Source organism: Streptomyces abikoensis (assembly GCF_014648775.1).
GTDB lineage: Bacteria > Actinomycetota > Actinomycetes > Streptomycetales > Streptomycetaceae > Streptomyces > Streptomyces abikoensis.
Window position 1 is genome coordinate 531,814 of record NZ_BMRT01000003.1, and the last position, 17,728, is coordinate 549,541.

Annotated in this window: 16 protein-coding genes and 2 tRNA genes; 8 read left to right on the top strand and 10 right to left on the bottom strand. The window is 71.5% G+C overall.

What is annotated here, in order from left to right; genetic code table 11:
* The first annotated feature begins 3 nt into the window (after positions 1-3).
* Positions 4-1,011, top strand: coding sequence for a ribosome small subunit-dependent GTPase A (gene rsgA, locus IE096_RS12660; protein WP_189451524.1), 1,008 nt, complete (start codon positions 4-6; stop codon positions 1,009-1,011).
* Between the two features lie 123 nt (positions 1,012-1,134).
* Entirely contained in the window at positions 1,135-1,458 is a 324-nt protein-coding gene (locus IE096_RS12665; protein ID WP_126915949.1) for a DMT family transporter, read from the top strand.
* A 27-nt stretch (positions 1,459-1,485) separates the two neighbouring features.
* On the opposite strand, the gene IE096_RS12670 is transcribed toward IE096_RS12665, so the two are convergent.
* Positions 1,486-2,106 carry a TetR/AcrR family transcriptional regulator gene (locus tag IE096_RS12670; RefSeq protein ID WP_189451525.1) on the bottom strand — a complete coding sequence of 207 codons (621 nt, stop codon included), beginning with the start codon at positions 2,104-2,106 and terminating at the stop codon, positions 1,486-1,488.
* 137 nt (positions 2,107-2,243) lie between these two features.
* Here IE096_RS12670 and hisN point away from each other — a divergent pair, with 137 nt between their 5' ends.
* Both hisN and IE096_RS12680 read left to right on the top strand, forming a co-directional pair.
* The gene (hisN, locus tag IE096_RS12675; RefSeq protein WP_189451526.1) at positions 2,244-3,050 is read left to right on the top strand and encodes a histidinol-phosphatase; all 807 of its coding nucleotides are present in this window, start codon (positions 2,244-2,246) and stop codon (positions 3,048-3,050) included.
* A gap of 201 nt (positions 3,051-3,251) precedes the next feature.
* A complete protein-coding gene (locus IE096_RS12680) occupies positions 3,252-3,656 on the top strand; it encodes a CBS domain-containing protein (RefSeq protein WP_189451527.1) in 405 nt (134 codons plus the stop codon).
* Positions 3,657-3,772: 116 nt separating this feature from the next.
* Here the strand turns inward: IE096_RS12680 and IE096_RS12685 are convergent, their stop codons facing one another.
* Complete coding sequence (locus IE096_RS12685) at positions 3,773-5,248, bottom strand: catalase (RefSeq protein WP_189451528.1); 1,476 nt, start codon at positions 5,246-5,248, stop codon at positions 3,773-3,775.
* A gap of 161 nt (positions 5,249-5,409) precedes the next feature.
* Between IE096_RS12685 and IE096_RS12690 the strand changes: the two genes are divergently transcribed.
* Positions 5,410-5,826 (top strand): Fur family transcriptional regulator, encoded by a 417-nt coding sequence (locus IE096_RS12690; RefSeq protein ID WP_189451529.1) that lies wholly within the window; start codon positions 5,410-5,412, stop codon positions 5,824-5,826.
* Between the two features lie 41 nt (positions 5,827-5,867).
* Here IE096_RS12690 and IE096_RS12695 read toward each other — a convergent pair.
* The 4 genes from IE096_RS12695 to IE096_RS12710 all read right to left on the bottom strand — a co-directional run bounded on the left by IE096_RS12695 (position 5,868) and on the right by IE096_RS12710 (position 11,263).
* Positions 5,868-5,941, bottom strand: a tRNA-Met gene (locus IE096_RS12695).
* Positions 5,942-6,031: 90 nt separating this feature from the next.
* Positions 6,032-8,005 carry a tetratricopeptide repeat protein gene (locus IE096_RS12700; protein ID WP_189451530.1) on the bottom strand — a complete coding sequence of 658 codons (1,974 nt, stop codon included), beginning with the start codon at positions 8,003-8,005 and terminating at the stop codon, positions 6,032-6,034.
* A gap of 248 nt (positions 8,006-8,253) precedes the next feature.
* Positions 8,254-8,327: transfer RNA gene (locus IE096_RS12705), tRNA-Met, on the bottom strand.
* A 44-nt stretch (positions 8,328-8,371) separates the two neighbouring features.
* Complete coding sequence (locus tag IE096_RS12710; protein WP_189451774.1) at positions 8,372-11,263, bottom strand: UPF0182 family membrane protein; 2,892 nt, start codon at positions 11,261-11,263, stop codon at positions 8,372-8,374.
* Positions 11,264-11,462: 199 nt separating this feature from the next.
* Between IE096_RS12710 and IE096_RS12715 the strand changes: the two genes are divergently transcribed.
* Positions 11,463-12,047, top strand: coding sequence for a PPA1309 family protein (locus IE096_RS12715; RefSeq protein WP_229820130.1), 585 nt, complete (start codon positions 11,463-11,465; stop codon positions 12,045-12,047).
* A gap of 94 nt (positions 12,048-12,141) precedes the next feature.
* Here IE096_RS12715 and IE096_RS12720 read toward each other — a convergent pair whose 3' ends face one another.
* The 4 genes from IE096_RS12720 to IE096_RS12735 all read right to left on the bottom strand — a co-directional run bounded on the left by IE096_RS12720 (position 12,142) and on the right by IE096_RS12735 (position 15,537).
* Entirely contained in the window at positions 12,142-13,230 is a 1,089-nt protein-coding gene (locus IE096_RS12720) for a YlbL family protein (protein ID WP_189451531.1), read from the bottom strand.
* A gap of 86 nt (positions 13,231-13,316) precedes the next feature.
* Complete coding sequence (locus IE096_RS12725) at positions 13,317-13,490, bottom strand: hypothetical protein (protein WP_189451532.1); 174 nt, start codon at positions 13,488-13,490, stop codon at positions 13,317-13,319.
* A gap of 199 nt (positions 13,491-13,689) precedes the next feature.
* The gene (locus tag IE096_RS12730) at positions 13,690-14,181 is read right to left on the bottom strand and encodes a molybdenum cofactor biosynthesis protein MoaE (RefSeq protein ID WP_189451533.1); all 492 of its coding nucleotides are present in this window, start codon (positions 14,179-14,181) and stop codon (positions 13,690-13,692) included.
* Between the two features lie 189 nt (positions 14,182-14,370).
* On the bottom strand, positions 14,371-15,537 hold the full coding sequence (locus IE096_RS12735; protein WP_189451534.1) for an SDR family oxidoreductase: 1,167 nt from the start codon (positions 15,535-15,537) through the stop codon (positions 14,371-14,373).
* A gap of 204 nt (positions 15,538-15,741) precedes the next feature.
* On the opposite strand from IE096_RS12735, the gene IE096_RS12740 reads away from it, so the two are divergent.
* Positions 15,742-17,205 (top strand): zinc-dependent metalloprotease, encoded by a 1,464-nt coding sequence (locus tag IE096_RS12740; protein ID WP_189451535.1) that lies wholly within the window; start codon positions 15,742-15,744, stop codon positions 17,203-17,205.
* Complete coding sequence (locus IE096_RS12745; RefSeq protein ID WP_189451536.1) at positions 17,202-17,723, top strand: NUDIX hydrolase; 522 nt, start codon at positions 17,202-17,204, stop codon at positions 17,721-17,723. The genes IE096_RS12740 and IE096_RS12745 overlap by 4 nt, the downstream gene beginning before the upstream one ends.
* Positions 17,724-17,728: the final 5 nt, after the last annotated feature.

Consider the following 17,728-nt stretch of genomic DNA (forward strand, 5'->3'; position numbering starts at 1 on the left):
ACCATGCGCCGCTACGGGAAGCACACCGACGAGGACGACGTCCGCGTCCGCCCCAACCGCAAGGGCAACCGCCCTCGCACCAGCATCCGGCCCAAGCACGAGGACGCCGCCGAGGGCCTCGTCCTCACGGTCGACCGCGGTCGGCTGACCGTCCTCGTCGAGGACCGGACCATCGTCGCGATGAAGGCCCGCGAGCTGGGCCGCAAGAGCGCCGTCGTCGGCGACCGCGTCGCGGTCGTCGGCGACCTCAGCGGCGCCAAGGACACCCTCGCCCGGATCGTCCGCGTCGAGGAGCGCAGCTCCGTGCTGCGCCGGACGGCCGACGACGACGACCCCTACGAGCGGGTGGTCGTCGCCAACGCCGACCAGCTGGCGATCGTCACCGCCCTGGCCAACCCCGAGCCGCGCCCGCGGCTGATCGACCGCTGCCTGGTCGCGGCGTACGACGCCGGGCTGGAGCCGCTGCTGGTGCTCACCAAGTCGGACCTGGCGTCCGCCGAGACCCTGATGGAGTCCTACGGCTCGCTGGGCATGCCCTATGTGGTGACCAACCGCGAGGAGCTGGCGAACGGGGACGCCGCCGACCGGGTCCGCGAGCGGCTCACGGGGCGCGTCACCGCGTTCGTCGGGCACTCCGGCGTCGGCAAGACGACGCTGGTCAACGCACTCGTACCGGACCGGCAGCGGGCCACCGGCCACGTCAACCGGGTCACCGGCCGGGGCCGGCACACCACCACCTCGGCGCTGGCCCTGCCGCTGCCCGACGGCTCCGGCTGGGTGATCGACACCCCGGGCGTACGGTCCTTCGGGCTGAACCACGTGGACCCGGCGCGGGTCATCCACGCCTTCCCGGACCTGGAGCCCGGCACCGAGGGCTGCCCCCGCGCGTGCAGCCACGACGAACAGGACTGCGCGCTGGACCAGTGGGTGGCCGACGGCCACGCCGACCCCCAGCGCCTGTACTCCCTGCGGCGGCTGCTGGCGACCCGGGAGCGCCGCGAGGGCGACTGACCCGCCGTCCGCCGACCGCGTCCGCGATCGCCCACGTTTGCGAGTGACCTCCAGCGGCAAGGGCATGCAAGGACATCCACAGCACCGGTGCGCACGGGGCGGTCCGCGGAACGGGAGGCAATCATGGCGTGGCTGCTGGTCGTCGTCGCCGGAATCCTGGAAACCGGCTTCGCCGTGTGTCTCAAGCTCTCGCACGGGTTCACCCGGCTGTGGCCCACGATCGCGTTCGCGTCCTTCGCCCTCGGCAGCTTCGGCCTGTTGACGCTCTCGTTGAAGAAGCTGGACGTGGGCCCGGCGTACGCGGTGTGGACGGGCATCGGCGCGGCCGGGACGGCGATCTACGGCATGGTCTTCCTGGACGACCTGGTCTCCACCCTCAAGATCGTCTCCATCTCCCTGGTGATCGTCGGGGTGATCGGGCTCCAGCTGTCCGGCTCGTCCCATTGAGCCCGTCCCATTGAGCCCGTCCCGCGCTCACCCTCGGGTCAGCAGCGCCCGGACCAGCCCGGCGACCTCCGCCGCGACCTCCTCGTCCGAGGGGGCGCCGGGGGCGACGACGTACGAGAGGGTCAGCCGGACCGCCGCCTCGCAGGCGCGCAGGACGGCGTCGGGGGGCAGGCCGGGCGCGTCGGCGCCCACGGCACCGGCCACGCTGTCGCGGATCCGTCCGACCAGGGCGCCCGGTGAGAGCGTGCCCCTGGGCGGGCGCGCCTCGCGCCCGGCGCGGGGCGCCGGTACGGAGGGCGCGGCGGCGGGCGGCAGCCGGTCGCCCCGGCAGCCGGTGAGCGCGGCGCGGACGAAGGGGTTCGCCCGTGCCGTCCGGAGCGTCCACAGGGCCGCGGCGGCGCAGCGGTCCCCGGCGTCGGCGGTGTCCGGCACGGCGGCGAGGGCGTGCTCCACCCCGGCGAGGAACGTCTCGGCCTCCCGGCGCACCAGGGCGCGCGCGAGGCCGTCCTTGCTGCCGAATTCGTTGTAGAGGGTCTGCCGGGAGACCCCGGCGGCGGCCGCGACGTCGACCATCCGGACCCCGTGCCAGGGCCGGGTGACGAGCGCCGTGAAGGCCGCGTCCAGCAAGAGCTCTCGTGCCGCGGGCATCGTCGCCTCCCCGGCCGTACGGCCGCACGACTGTGGATGGCCAGGGCACAGAATTGACGCGCCGCCAGACGGTGTCAAGAGCCTTCACAAGTCGTGCCGCGCACGCCCCGGCCGTGGCCACGGGTAGTGTGCGTGGCATGTCCGATTACCACGATGATCTGCGTCTGGCCCATGTCCTGGCGGACGCCGCCGACGCGGCCACCATGGACCGGTTCAAGGCCCTCGACCTCAAGGTCGAGACCAAACCGGACATGACCCCGGTGAGCGAGGCGGACAAGGCCGCCGAGGAGCTGATCCGGGGCCAGCTCCATCGCGCCCGGCCGCGTGACGCGGTGATGGGCGAGGAGTTCGGCAGCGAGGGCACGGGCCCGCGCCGCTGGGTGATCGACCCGATCGACGGCACCAAGAACTATGTGCGCGGAGTGCCGGTCTGGGCGACGCTGATCTCCCTGATGGTGCAGACGGAGTATCAGGGCGAGATCGGTTACGAGCCGGTCGTGGGGCTGGTGTCGGCTCCGGCCCTGGGCCGCCGCTGGTGGGCGGCGAAGGGTTCCGGCGCCTACACCGGGCGCAGCCTGACCTCGGCCCAGCGGCTCCAGGTCTCCCGGGTGGGCCGGATGGAGGACGCCTCGTTCGCCTACTCCTCGCTGAGCGGCTGGGAGGAGCGCGGGATGCTGCCGGGCTTCCTGGAGCTGACGCGCGCCTGCTGGCGGACGCGGGGCTACGGCGACTTCTGGCCCTACATGATGGTCGCCGAGGGTTCGGTGGACATCTGTGCCGAGCCGGAGCTGTCGCTGTGGGACATGGCGGCGAACGTCGTCATCGTCGAGGAGGCGGGCGGCCGCTTCACGGGCCTGGACGGGCGTCCGGGGCCGCACAGCGGCAACGCGGCGGCGTCGAACGGGCTGCTCCACGACGAGATGCTGAATTACCTGCGGCGGTAAGCGCTCCGGACCGTCTTAAACCCACAAGGCAGTCGTAAAAATCTGGCAAAAATCATCCCCGTCCGGGCCTTGTTAGCACTCTTGACGGTGTGTGACGATGACAGCCTCCCCGGTTTGTGAACTTGTGAAGTCCGGTGTTTCCTGCTGGAGTTCACGGTTCCGGGAACGCGTTCGCAGCCCACCAAGGAGGTGGCCACGGCCATGCTCGTCCGCGACGCCATGAGCACGATGGTCCTCACCATCGGCCCCGCGCACACCCTTCGCGAGGCCGCCCGTCTGATGTCCGCCCGCCGGGTGGGCGCGGCGGTCGTCCTCGACCCCGACACCTATGGCCTCGGGATCCTCACCGAGCGCGACATACTCGACGCGGTCGGGGCGGGCCAGGACCCCGACCGCGAGACCGCCCACGGCCACACCACCACCGACGTCGTCTTCGCGACCCCCGAGTGGACGCTGGAGGAGGCCGCGGCCGCGATGGCGCGCGGCGAGTTCCGGCACCTGATCGTCCTCGACCGCAGCGAGGCGGTGGGCGTGGTCTCGGTGCGCGACATCATCCGCTGCTGGCTGCCCGCGCGCCGGCGCGCTCAGGCGGCGGTCTCCGCCTGAGCGGAGGCGGAGGACGCCGCGAGCGGGCCGAACGGGCCGGGGGGCGGACAGGCCGAAGAGGCCGGAGCCCCTTGGCGTCCGGCCTCTTCGGTTTGTACGGCAAGCGTCCAGGGTCGTCAGCCGCGCAGGGCCTGGACGGCGGCCTCCAACCGCTTGCCGTAGTCGGGGTCCGCCTGGCGGAAGTTGTTGATCGCGCGCTCGGCGATGTCGTCGCGCGACACCTTGGCGATGAAGCCGGCGAGGTTGGCGATCAGGCGCTCCTTCTCGGCCTCGGACATCAGGCGGTAGAGGTTGCCCGCCTGGACGAAGTCGTTGTCCTGGGCGTGCGAGGGAGCGGCGTGGTTCCCGGTGTCCCCCGCGACGGTCACCGGCTGCCACAGCGGCCGGTCCGTCTGGAAGGGGCCGCCGAAGCTGTTCGGCTCGTAGTTCTTCGCGCCCTTGTGGCGGCCGTCGTAGAGGAAGCCGTCACGGGAGTGGGTGCGCGCCTCGGTGGCGTGCGGGCGGTTCACCGGCAGGTGGTCGGCGTTGATGCCGACGCGGTAGCGGTGGGCGTCGCCGTAGGCGAAGAGCCGGCCCTGGAGCATCTTGTCGGGGGACGGGCCGATGCCCGGCACGAAGTGCGCCGGCGAGAAGATCGACTGCTCGACCTCGGCGAAGATGTTCTCGGGGTTGCGGTTGAGCTCCAGCTTGCCGATCTCGATCGGCGGGTAGTCCTCGTGCGGCCAGACCTTGGTCAGATCGAACGGGTTGAAGCGGTAGTTCGCCGCCTCGTCCGCCGGCATGATCTGCACCTGGACGGTCCAGCTCGGGAAGTCGCCGCGCTCGATGGACTCGCGCAGATCGCGCTGGTGGCTGTCGGGGTCCTCGCCCGCGAGCCGGTTGGCCTCGTCCTGGGTGAGGTTCTTGATGCCCTGGTCGGTCTTGAAGTGGTACTTGACCCAGAAGACCTCGCCGGCCTCGTTGTTCCACTGGTAGGTGTGCGAGCCGTAGCCGTTCATGTGGCGGTACGAGGCGGGGATGCCGCGGTCGCCGAAGAGCCAGGTCACCTGGTGGGTGGACTCGGGCGACAGACCCCAGAAGTCCCAGACGTTGTCCGCCTCCTGCGAGCCGGTGTACGGGTCGCGCTTCTGGGTGTGGATGAAGTCGGGGAACTTGATGGCGTCCTTGATGAAGAACACCGGGGTGTTGTTGCCGACGAGGTCGTAGTTGCCCTCTTCGGTGTAGAACTTCAGCGCGAAGCCCCGGGGGTCGCGGACCGCGTCCGCCGCGCCGAGGTTGCCGGCGACCGTCGAGAACCGCAGGAAGGTCTCGGTCTGCTTGCCCACCTCGGAGAGGAACTTCGCCCGGGTCCAGCGCGTGACGTCGGCGGTGACGGTGAAGGTGCCGTAGGCACCGGCGCCACGGGCGTGCACGACGCGCTCCGGGATCCGCTCGCGGTTGAAGTGCGCGAGCTTCTCCAGCAGCAGCTGGTCCTGGATCAGCATGGGGCCGCCGGCACCCGCGCTCTCGCTGTTCTGGTTGTCCGCGACCGGAGCACCGGACTCCGTGGTCAGCGGGCCCGTCGCCGTTGCCGCCTCGCCGTTCGTCGACACTTACGCCTCCGTCGTCAGAATCGTCTGTCCCTTGGCCTGAGCCGAGATCGATCCTACATTGGACTTTGTCTAAGTCAAGATGCGAACAACACAAATATGGGATCCAGTGGTGGACAAGGCTCGCTGCTACGCTGGTCCTATCTGACTGATAGGTGAATGGCATGAGTGACCTGCTGGAACGACTCCGGGGCCGCGGCTGGCGGCTGACCGCGCAGCGACGGGTCGTCGCCGAAGTGCTCGACGGGGACCACGTGCACTACACCGCCGACGAGGTGCACGCCAAGGCCGCCGATCTGCTGCCGGAGATCTCGCGCGCCACGGTGTACAACACGCTCGGCGAGCTGGTCTCCCTGGGCGAGGTCCTCGAGGTGAGCACGGACGGCCGCGCCAAGCGCTACGACCCCAACGCGCACCACGCCCACCAGCACCTGGTGTGCTCCCGGTGCGGCACGATCCGCGACGTCCACCCCGCCGGCGACCTGCTGGCCGACCTCCCGACCGAGGAGCGCTTCGGCTTCCAGGTCTCCGCCGTCGAGGTGACCTACCGCGGCGTCTGCCCGAACTGCGCCACGGCATGACGAAAGGCCCGGATCCAAGGATCCGGGCCTTTCGTATTCAGTAGCGGGGACAGGATTTGAACCTGCGACCTCTGGGTTATGAGCCCAGCGAGCTACCGAGCTGCTCCACCCCGCGTCGGTGCACTTACTCTAACCCGTTCGTGACCGCCGATGCAAACGCCCTTACGAGGCCGCTTACCTCGCGGTGCGGCCACCGGGCCCCCGCCTACGCACTGAGTTCCTGCTGGAGCGCGTCCCGCAGCCGGGCCGCGCGCTCGGCGACCTCCGCCGGACCCAGCTCGACCGCCTGCGCGCACCACAGCCGCCCCTCGGCCAGATCGCCGCGCCGCGCCGCGAGCAGCGCGAGCCGCAGCGCGGCCCGGCCGTGCCCGGCCTCGGCGGCCCGGGCCCACCACAGCGCGGCCTCCTGCTCGCTGCCCTCACGGGCCAGCAGCAGCCCCAGGTTGAAGGCGCCGTTGCGGCTGCCCGCCTGGGCGGCCGCCCGGTACCAGTGGGCGGCCGCGGCCACGTCGCCCCGCTCGGCGACCAGCATGCCCAGGCGCACCTGGGCCCGCCGGTGGCCCTGCCGGGCGGCGCGCTCGTACCACTCCTCGCACTCGCCACGGGTCTCCTCGTCGCGGTCGAGCAGGGCGCCCAGCCGGAAGGCCGCCTCGGCGTTGCCGCCCCTGACGGCGATCCGCAGATGGCGCTCGGCCTCGTAGGTGTCCTCGGCGCCGCCGTCGCGCAGCAGGGCCATGGCGACCTGGAGCGCCGCGTCCGTGTGGCCGGCGGCCGCGGCGCGCTCGTACCACTGGAAGGCCAGGTCCTCCTCGTCCCGGCCGGTGTAGAGGATGCCCAGGTTGAAGGCGGCGTCCACGCTGCCGGCCTCGGCGGCCTTGGAGAACCACGGCTCGGCGCCGGCCGCGTCGCCGTTCTGGAGCAGCAGGACGGCCAGCGCGTTGGCGGCCTCCTTGTGCCCGGCGTAGGCGGCGCGGCGGTACCACTGCTCGGCCTGGGCGTTGCGGCCCTGCTCGGCGCAGAGCAGGCCGAGGTTGTACGCGCCGTTGATGTCACCCGCGTCCAGTGCCGCGCGGTACCAGCGCTCGGCCTGCTGGGACTCGCCCCGGTCGGCGTGGAGGGCGCCCAGGGCGTTGGCGGCGTTGCCGTCGCCCTCCTGGGCCGCGCGGCGCCACCAGACGGCGGCGCTGTCGCTGTCCCCGGCGTCGCGCAGCAGGAAGCCCAGGGCGCAGGCGGCGCGCGGCTCGCCGTCCTTGGCGGAGGTCAGGTACCAGCGCGCGGCCTCCTGGGTCTCGCCGCGCCCCTCCAGCAGGGTGCCCAGGTGGAGGGCGGCACGGCGGTGGCCGCGGGCGGCGGCCTGCCGGTACCACTGCTCGGCCTCGCCGGCGGGGCCGTCCTGGCGGCGGCCGCCCGCGGCCGCGGCGCGCAGCTCGCGTACGGAGGTGTCCCCGCCGCCGGCGCCCACGTGGCGGGTGCCGGTGGGCGGGCCGAGGCCGGCGGCGAGGCCGTTCGCCGGCTCCTGGGCGGCTCGCGGCGCCCGGCCGTCGAGTATCCGCGCCAGCCGGTAGGCGGCCTCGCGGTGGCCGCGCTCGGCGGCGGAGCGGAACCAGCGCTCCGCGCCCACGTCGCTGCGGTGCTCCAGCAGGTCGGCGAGGGCGTACGCGCCCAGGGCGTGCCCGGACTCGGCGGACTGGCGCAGCCAGTACTCGGCGGCGGGCTCGTCGCCGCGCTCGCGGTGGTAGCGGCCCAGGGCGTGGGCGGCCGCGGCGGAGCCCGCGACGGCGGCGACGCGCCACCAGCTCGCGGCCTCGTCGGCGTAGCCGCGCTGGTGCAGCAGGACGCCGAGGTTGTTGGCGGCGGAGCGGTCGCCCTCGGCGGTGGCGGCGCGCAGATGGCGCTCGGCGCCGTCGAGGTCGCCGCGGCGCAGCAGCAGGGCGCCGAGCATGCTCAGGGATGCGGGGTCCCCGGACTCGGCGGCGCGGCGGCGGGCCGTCTCCAGCTCCAGGTCGGCCGCCTCGGTGGCACAGGAGGGCTCGGCACCCTCCCGCGCCTCGCTGGCCCTCACCGGCCCCCCCGGGCCGGACGACGACGGGTGCTGATCATCCCGGTGGCTCCCGTCCCCGGGAGCCTCTACAAGCCGACGTGTTTCCAACAGCCTCGCCTTGTCCCCCATAAGTCCCATCGTCGCACTCCCGCAACCTGCGTACACCACGAATACCGCAGTCAGTGAGGTCACTTCAGCGTTTTGTCGACTTCCCGACTTCCCGACACGGCGGTGCCCCAAACTCTAATCAAAAGCCCCGCACACAACCCGCACAGACCACCCGGACAGCCGACAGCGGCCTCGCGCACGGCACTCGGGCGGCCGTCCCGGCGGCCCGGTACACGAACAAGGCCCGGAGTCCGAGAACTCCGGGCCTTGTCTTTGAGTAGCGGGGACAGGATTTGAACCTGCGACCTCTGGGTTATGAGCCCAGCGAGCTACCGAGCTGCTCCACCCCGCGTCGTTGTGGCACAACCGTACCACGACGACGCGGGGGCGGGGCGGTCAGCTGCCGGGCTTGGCCCCGGCGGGCGCCGCGGCCTCGGCCTTGGCGATCCGGTCGAGGGCGGCCTTGAGGTCCTGCTGGGCCTTGCCGTAGGCGGCCCAGTCCTTGTTCTCCAGGGCCTTCTGCCCGGCGTCGAAGGCGTCCTGAGCATCCTTCACGGCCTGCTTGACCGTCGGGTTCTCACTGACCGGGGGCGTGGTGCCGGTGGTGGGCGGCGGGGTGCTGCCGGGCGCGGGGCTCTTCACCTCGAACACGGCGTCGAGGGCCTTGCCGAGGTCGTCCTCGAAGGCCGTCTTGTCGCCGTAGGTGACCAACACCTTCTTCAGGCGCGGGAAGTTGGAGCCCGCGCCGCGCACATAGACCGGCTCCACATAGAGCAGGCCGTCGTCCAGCGGCACGGTCAGCAGGTTTCCGTACTCGATCTCGGAATCGCCGCGCTTCAGAATATTGATCTTATTGGCGATCTCGGGGTCGCCGTTGAACTTGCTCTGCACCTGCTGGGGACCCGAGGTCGTGGTCTCCGACGGCAGCTTCAGAATTCTGATCTTTCCGTAACCGGAGCTCTTGGCATCGGCGTCGACGGCCATGAAGGCGCCCAGGTTCTCCCGGGCCTTCGGGGTGAACGTCGTCGTCAGCGAGAAGGCCGGCGCCGGCTGGCCCGGCATCCGCATGCTCAGGTAGTACGGCGGGACCGCGTTGCCCGACTTGTTGGTCGGGTCGTCCGGGACCTGCCAGCGCTCACTGCCGGTGTAGAACGTGCCGGGATTGGTGACGTGATAGCGGGTCAGCAGTTCGCGCTGCACCTTGAAGAGGTCCTGCGGGTAGCGCAGGTGGTCCAGCAGACCGGCGCTGATCTCGCTCTTCGCCTTCACCGTGCCGGGGAAGGCCTTCATCCAGGTCTTGAGCACCGGGTCCTTGGTGTCCCACTGGTACAGCTTCACCGTGCCGTCGTAGGCGTCCACGGTCGCCTTGACGGAGTTGCGGATGTAGTTGACCTGGTTCTGCTGGGCCACCACCGCGCGCTGACCGGTGGTCAGGGAATCGGCCGTGGTGTCGCCGAGCGTGGTGCGCGAGGCATAGGGATAGCCGTTGGTCGTGGTGTACGCGTCGACGATCCACTGAATACGGCCGTCGACCACCGCCGGATAGGCGTCGCCGTCGATCGTCAGCCACGGGGCGACGGATTCGACGCGCTCCTTCGGGGTGCGGTTGTACAGAATCCGCGAGCCGTCGCCGATGGCGCCCGAATAGAGGATCTGCGGCTCGCCGAACGCCACCGCGTAAGCGGCCCGGTTGACCGGATTGGCGAGGCTGACGCCGCTCCTGCCCTCGTAGCTGTAGCTCTTCTCGCCCTTGTCGCCGGAGTAGTCCAGCTCCTTCTGAGGGCCGCCCACGATGGAGTACTGGGTGGTCTTCTCGCCGTAGTACACCCGCTGCTCGTACTTTCCGAGCGCGCCCTTGGTGGGCAGGTCCCGCTCGGTGAAGGCGGGGTCGCCCTCGCCGACGGCGGTGGTGCCCTTGGCCGTGATGGCGCCGTAGCCGTGGGTGTACTTGAAGTGGTCGTTGATCCAGTTGCGCTCGGGGATGCCGTTGATGTTCAGCTCGCGCAGACCGATGACCGTGTCCTGCTCCTTGCCGTCGACCTTGTAGCGGTCGACGTCCAGCGTGGAGGGGAACTGGTAGTAGCCCTTCACCTGCTGGAGCTGCTGGAAGGTGGGCGAGACGATGTTCGGGTCGAGCAGGCGGATGCTCGCGGTGGAGTCCGCGGCGGCGCGCAGCCGCTCCTTGTCCTGCTGGCTCTTGCCCTTCAGGTCGCTCTTGCCCACGTAGTCCGTCACCTCGGACCCGTCGATGCCGTAGGCCTCACGGGTCGCGGTGATGTTCTTCTTGATGTACGGCGCTTCCTTGGCCTGCTCGTTCGGCTGGACCTGGAACTTCTGCACGATCGCCGGGTAGAGCCCGCCGATCAGCACCGCCGACAGCACCATCAGACCGAAGCCGATCACCGGCAGCTGCCAGGTGCGCCGCCAGAGCGTCGCGAAGAACAGCACGGCGCAGATCAGCGCGATGATGAACAGGATCGTCTTGGCCGGGAGATAGGCGTTGGCGTCCACATAGCGCAGCCCGGTCCAGCCCTCGGTGGACTTCAGGCCGCTGGACTTCACGGCGAGCCCGTAGCGGTCCAGCCAGTAGGCGACGGCCTTCAGCGTCACGAAGACGCCGAGCAGCACGGACAGGTGCCCGGTGGCCGCCGCCGTGGCCCGGCCGCCCGGGCTGGTGAGCCGCAGGCCGCCGTAGAGGTAGTGCACCAGGGCGGCGGCGATCAGCGACAGGACCGCCGCCGCGAAGCCGAAGCTCAGCAGGAAGCGGTACCAGGGCAGGTCGAAGGTGTAGAAGGAGATGTCCTTGTGGAACTGCGGGTCCCGCTGTCCGAAGGACACTCCGTTGACCCACTGGAGCCAGGTGCGCCACTGGCCGGCGGCGGACGCGCCCGCGACCAGGCCCACCAGCGACGTGACCGCCAGCAGCACCCACTTCTTGTAGGGGGCGATGCTCATCCGGTAGCGGTCGAGGCTCTGCTGCTCCATGGACATCGCGCTCAGCGGCGGCCGCAGCCGGTGCGCCAGCCAGATGTTCGTTCCCACCGCCAGGGCCATCAGCACGCCGAAGACGGCGAACAGGCCGATCTTGGTGCCGAGGGTGGTGGTGAAAACGGAGGAGTAGTCGACCGAGCGGTACCAGAGCCAGTCGGTCCAGAACCCGGCGAACATGACGAAGAGCATGGCCAGCACCGCCAGCACGCCCAGGGTCATCAGCAGGGTCCGGACACGCCGGGACGGTCGGCCGACTCTGATCCGTGGCCCGGACGGGCCTCCGCCGCGGTCCGGCATCTGGAAAGCCAAGGTGCGCACCTCGAAGTTCGCTGTCGATGAAGCTGGTGATCGAGCTCGACCGAGCCGCTGTGAAGCTTATGGATCTTGTGGAACGAGCTGTCGATCAGGCCCACGCGATAGTAGGACCCACTGTGGCAACTTACCGACGCTTTACTCGGTTCCCGTTTTCGGGCTCGGTCAGGGCACGATATTGACCATGTCCAGCAATACCGGTTCGAACCTTCCCGGCTCCCAGGAGCCCAGCGTCCCCATGGCGGCCAGCCCGCTCACCCGTGCCGTGCTCGAGATCGACGAGTACGCCTCCACCCTGGGCTGGGATCAGCCCGCGCGCCTGTTCGCCCTGGTCGACACGGCCCGGCTGCGAGCCCAGGAGCCCGGCCTGGCCGCCCAGCTCGGCCTCGACGACGAGGCGGCGGCCAGCGCCTCCTACACGCCCGTGGAACAGGAGGAGCTGCCCCCGGGCACCGCCCTCGACAAGTTCCTGGGCACCATCGCCTGGCCCGACGCCGTGGTCGGGTGCGCCCTGACCGTGGAGCGGCTGATGCTGCCGCCGTCGGCCGAGGCGTCCGTGCCCCACGGCATGAAGGACAAGCAGCTCGCCGCGTGGGTCGCCAAGCACCCGGACCGCCAGGAGGTCCGGATGACGGTGGCCGTGCTGCGCGACGGCGCTCGCGAGTCGGCCGTCCGGCTGCGCGAGAAGGACTCGTCGACCGAGGTCCTCACCGGCGCCGACCTGGTGCCGGGCCTGGCCGAGGCACTGGCCGCCACCTTCGAGGACTAGATCCGATCCGAGGTCCGGGCCCGTCCGAGGGCCGGACCTGTCCGAGGTCCGGGCCCGTCCGAGGACCGGACCTCAAGGCTCCGTGGGGGCCCGGTCAGCCTGCCTTGCACTGGGGCAGGCCGGCCGTGTCCCCCTTGCGGAGCTTCTCCAGTGACTGGAGGGCGTCCTTGATCGTCTCGACCTTGATCAGGGTCAGGCCCGACGGGGTGTCCTTGGCGGCGGCCGCGCAGTTGTCCTTGGGCGTGAGGAAGTAGCGGGCGCCCTTGGAGCGCGCCCCGACCGTCTTCATCTCGATGCCGCCGATCGGGCCGACCTTGCCGTCGTCGTCGATCGTGCCCGTGCCCGCGATGAACTTCCCGCCGGCCAGATCGTCCGGCGTCAGCTTGTCGACTATCCCCAGCGCGAACATCAGCCCGGCGCTGGGCCCGCCCACGTCCGCGAGCTTGATGTTGATCGTGAACGGGAAGGTGTGGTCCGTACCGGCCTGGATGCCGACGATGGCCCTGTTGTCGTCGGGAGCCTTGTTGGTGACGAGGGTGACGGTGTCCTCCGTCCTCGGCTGCCGCTTCTCCTTCTCCGCGGCGGCCGCCTCCTTGACGGGAACGACCCGGAACGTCACCTTTTCGCCGGGCTTGTGGCGGGTGACCAGCTTGGCCACGTCACCCGGCTGCTTGATCTCCGTGCCGTCGACCGCCTTGATGACGTCTCCGGCGTGCAGCGTGCCCTCGGCGGGGCTGCCCTTGACGACGGACGACACGACGACCCGGGTGCCCACCGGGATGTCCAACTGCTTCAGGGCGGCGACCTTGGCGCTCTCCTGGGACTGGCTGAACTCCTCCGCCGTCTCCTGGTTCAGCTCGTCCGGGGACTTGCCGTCCGGGTAGAGCGTGCTGTGCGGGACGACCAGATTGTCGTGGGCGAGCCAGCCCCAGACGGCCTCCACCAGGTTCATCCGGTACTGCGAGCCGGTGACGCGGACCGTCGTCATATTGAGGTGACCGGTCGTCGGATACGTCTTGTGCCCCGAGATCTGGAGCACCGGCTCACCGCCGTGCTCGCCCAGGGTGTTCACCGTCGGCCCCGGGGACATCTCCGCGTAAGGCACGGGGATCAGCACGCCTGCGCAGAGCAGCGCGATCAGCATCAGAAGGGAGGCGAGCATCGTCGCTGTGCGGCGGGGCATGGAACGACAGTACGGGACCGGTCCGACAGTCCACCGCCGGGGCGGTCCGTCCGGGGCGGACATGGAGGACTCTCCGGCGACTCGGGTCAGCCCGCCGGACCGGATCCGGACTCGGCCCGTTCCATCGCCTCACGGAACTTGGCGTAGCCGGCCAGTTCCGCGACATCCCCGGACTTGCGGTTTCTGGCCGCCCAGCTTCCCCAGAGCGCGGCCACGACGGCCGCCGCAGCGGGAATCAGCAACCAAGCGAGCGCCGCCATGCCGGCCTCCGACCCCTACGCAATCGCCATTGAACCGATGAGCAGATTAATCATCTTCGGTCTCAACGCTTACGTCAGGGGGCCGGTTACGCAACCAGGGACGACCCAATAGTGGACAGCTTCGGACACCAAGTCCGCCCCCTACTGCGCCCCCACCCTCCCCCAGCTACCGCTGGGAGGTGCCCCCAGGCCGACGACGCTACGCGCCGACCCATTCTTCGGTCCCGTCCGCGAACGTCTGGTGCTTCCAGATCGGCACCTCGCGCTTGAGGTCGTCGATCAGCCGACGGCACGCCTCGAACGCCTCCGCCCGGTGCGGGCACGAGACCGCCACCACCACCGCCAGGTCGCCGACGACCAGCTCCCCCACCCGGTGGACGGCGGCCAGCGCCCGCACCGGAAAGTCGGCCGAGACCTTCTCCGCGACCCGGCGCAGCTCGGCCTCGGCCGTCGGGTGCGCGGAATAGCCGAGCCCGGTGACGTCCGCGCCGCCGTCGTGGTCCCGGACCGTGCCCACGAAGAGGGCCGTGCCACCCGCCGCGCCGTCGCCCACCGCCGCGAAGACCTCGTCCACGGACAGCGGGGTGTCCCTGATCGCCAGGAGACGTATGGGGTCCCCGGCGGCGAGCTCGCCGGGATGGTCGTGGTGGCTACGGGGGCTGGGCGTGCCGGAGGGCGGGTGAGGTGCCATGGAGCCATCGTGCCGTACGCCCCCGGCCGGCGATCCTGGCGATTCCCCCAGCGCCCGCGCGAGGCGCCCTGTGCGGTTCTACGGGCCCCGGCGGCCCCGCCCGGACCGGGAAGCCGGTCGGGCCCCCTTCCGGCCGCGCAGGGCCCTTCCCGGGCCCGTGGGCCCGTACAGCTGTGCCATCCCGTGCCGCTACAGCCGGCGGCGGGCCTTGCGGGCCCTGCGGACCAGGGCGGCGGTGCCCAGCAGGGCGACGGTCGCGCCGGCGGCGCCCGCCGCGGTGGCGTCCTTGCGGCCCAGCCGGCGGCCGGCGACGGTGTGGCGGCCCGCGACCTCCTCCAGCAGCTCGGCGAGGACCTCCTCGTTCGTCCACCGGGGCCGCCAGCCCGCGTCGTGCAGCCGGTGGCCGCTGACCACCCAGGGGTGCATCGTGTACGCGAGGTCGCCCGCCGGGGACGGGGTCAGCCCCAGCCGGTGCAGCCGCGAGGCCGCGCCGAGGGCGACCGCCGAGGGCAGCTCCATGCGGCGGATGCCGGTGAGCTCCTCGACCTCCTCCTGCTCCAGCCAGCCGTCGCAGCCGACGGCCAGCTCCCCCTCCGCCTTCTCCAGGGCGGCGAACTCCAGCGCGCTCACCAGGTCCTCCACGTGGCAGAACTGCCAGGTCGGCCGGGATCCGGCGACGACCAGGAGGCGGGGCGACTCGAAGTAACGGGTCAGGGCCGTGTCGGTGCCGCCGACCAGGACGGCGGGCCGCAGCACGGTCACGTTCAGGCCGGGGTGCGCCCGGGGCGCGCGCCTGGCCAGCCGCTCTATCTCCAGCAGGTCTCCCACGCCCGTCGCCTCGGCGGTGGCGCGCAGCTCGGCGTCCTCGGCGAGCGGGACGTCGTTGTCCGGGTGCGCCCCGTAGACCATGGCCGAGGTGCACAGCACCACGCGGTGCACCCCGGCGGCCGCCGCGGCGGTCAGCACGGTCTGGGTGCCCCGCACGTTGTAGGCGGTGCGGGCGGCGGCGTCGCCCTCCAGGTCCAGGTCCAGCGCGAGGTGGACGACGACGTCGGCGCCGCGCAGCTTCTCGGCGATCGCCGGGTCGCGGACGTCCAGGACGTGCCACTGCGCCTCGGTGACGTCGCCGCGGCGCTCGTCGATCGCCACCACGTGCTTGATCTCCTCGGACGCGGCGAGGCGCCGCGTGAGCAGCGCTCCGACGCCGCGTGCGGCACCGGTGACCGCGACGACGGGCCGGCGGCCGCGCCCGGGCATGCCGCGCGGCGCCAGGGCGCGCGGGATCGCGCTTTCGCGCGCGGAACCGTTTCGCGCTGCGCGAACTTCTCGGTCGGCTTCTCGGTCGGGGGAACTCACCGGGCGTCTCCAGCGGTTGTCTTCAGTACGTATGTGCCATCACGTTTGTCATGACGCGTACGTACCAGGTGACGTCCATCCTGCCGCAGGCCCCGGACGAGCGGAGCACCAAGCCCGGATAGCGGCGGGGTGTCTACGCTTGGTGGTGTTGTCGGGCATTCGCCGCCGGTCCGGAGCCGGTGGCCCTACGAGCCGAGGAAACCCGTGAGTGACACCCCATTCGGATTCGGTCTTCCGCCGGAGGAGCCGGAGAACGGCGACGACGGCAAGAAGAAGGGCGGTGGCCAGGGAGGCGGCCAGGGGCCCGCGAATCCTTTCGGGTTCGGCGGGCTCCCCGGCGGCGGGGACAACCCCTTCGCCGCCATGTTCGGCGGCTCCATGAACCCCGGTGATCTCGGCGCCGCCTTCCAGCAGCTCGGCCAGATGCTCTCCTACGAGGGCGGCCCGGTGAACTGGGACATGGCCAAGGACATCGCGCGCCAGACCGTCGCCCGTGGCACCGCCGACGGCTCCAAGGACGCCAGCGTCACCGACGGCGAGCGCGCCGCGATCCAGGAGGCCGTGCGCCTGGCCGACCTGTGGCTGGACGGTGTGACGTCCCTGCCGTCCGGCTCGGGCACGGCCGTCGCCTGGTCCCGCGCGGAGTGGGTCGAGGCGACCCTGCCCGTGTGGAAGGACCTGGTGGACCCGGTCGCCGAGCGCGTCGGCGCCGCCATGGGCGGTGTGCTGCCCGAGGAGATGCAGGCCATGGCCGGCCCGCTGCTGGGCATGATGCGCAGCATGGGCGGCGCCATGTTCGGCACCCAGATCGGGCAGGCCCTGGGCGTGCTCGCGGGCGAGGTCGTCGGCTCGACCGACGTCGGCCTGCCGCTGGGCCCGACGGGCAAGGCCGCGCTGCTCCCGGTGAACATCGCGGCCTTCGGTTCGGGCCTCGAGGTGCCGCAGGAGGAGGTCCGGCTCTACCTGGCCCTGCGCGAGGCCGCCCACCAGCGGCTCTTCGCGCACGTGCCGTGGCTGCGCTCGCATCTGTTCGGTGCCGTCGAGGGCTACGCCCGAGGCATCAAGGTCGACACGTCCAAGCTGGAGGACGTGGTCGGTCAGCTGGACCCCACGCACCCCGAGCAGCTGCAGGAAGCCCTTCAGCAGGGCATGTTCCAGCCGGAGGACACCCCGGAGCAGAAGGCCGCGCTGGCCCGCCTGGAGACGGCGCTCGCACTGGTCGAGGGCTGGGTGGACGCGGTCGTGCACGCGGCGGCCGCCCCGCACCTGCCGTCCGCCGACCGGCTGCGCGAGACGCTGCGCCGCCGGCGCGCCTCCGGAGGCCCGGCGGAGCAGACCTTCGCCACGCTGATCGGTCTGGAGCTGCGCCCCCGCCGGCTGCGGGACGCCTCCCGCCTGTGGGCGTCGCTGACGGACGCGCGCGGCCTGGAGGGCCGGGACGGCCTGTGGGAGCACCCCGACATGCTGCCCACCGCCGCCGACCTGGACGACCCGGACGGCTTCGTCCACCGTGAGCACCTGGACTTCTCCGAGCTCGACAAGATGCTCGGCGAGGCCGCCAAGGGCGCGCAGGGCTCCACGGGCTCCCAGGACGCCCCGGGCTCGCCGGAGAAGAAGCGGGACGAGTCCGGCGAAGCCGACAAGGGTGACGAGGGCGACAAGAAGTGAGCCTGCACGAGAACGCGGTCCTCGTCCTCAAGGAGTACGCGGACCAGGAGGACCTGCGCGGTCTCTACCTGGACCACCTCGCCACCCACCCGGACGGCATGTGGAAGCCCTGCCAGGCGGGGCACGTCACGGCGAGCGCCCTGGTGATCGACCCCGCGCGCGGCCGGGTGCTGCTCACGCTCCACCGCAAGCTGCGGATGTGGCTCCAGATGGGCGGCCACTGCGAGCCCGGCGACGCCACGCTCGAGGAGGCCGCGCTGCGCGAGGCCACGGAGGAGTCGGGCATCGCGGGCCTGACGCTGCTGCCGGGCGGCCCGGTCCGGCTCGACCGGCACCCGATCCCGGCGCCGTGCAACTGGCACCTGGACGTGCAGTACGCGGCGCTGGTGCCGGAGGGCGCGGTGGAGGCGATCAGCGACGAGTCGCTGGACCTGCGCTGGTTCCCGTACGACGAGGTGGGCTCGGTGGCCGACGACTCGGTCGTCGAACTGCTGCGCCGGACGCTCGCGCGCCTGTAGGCGCC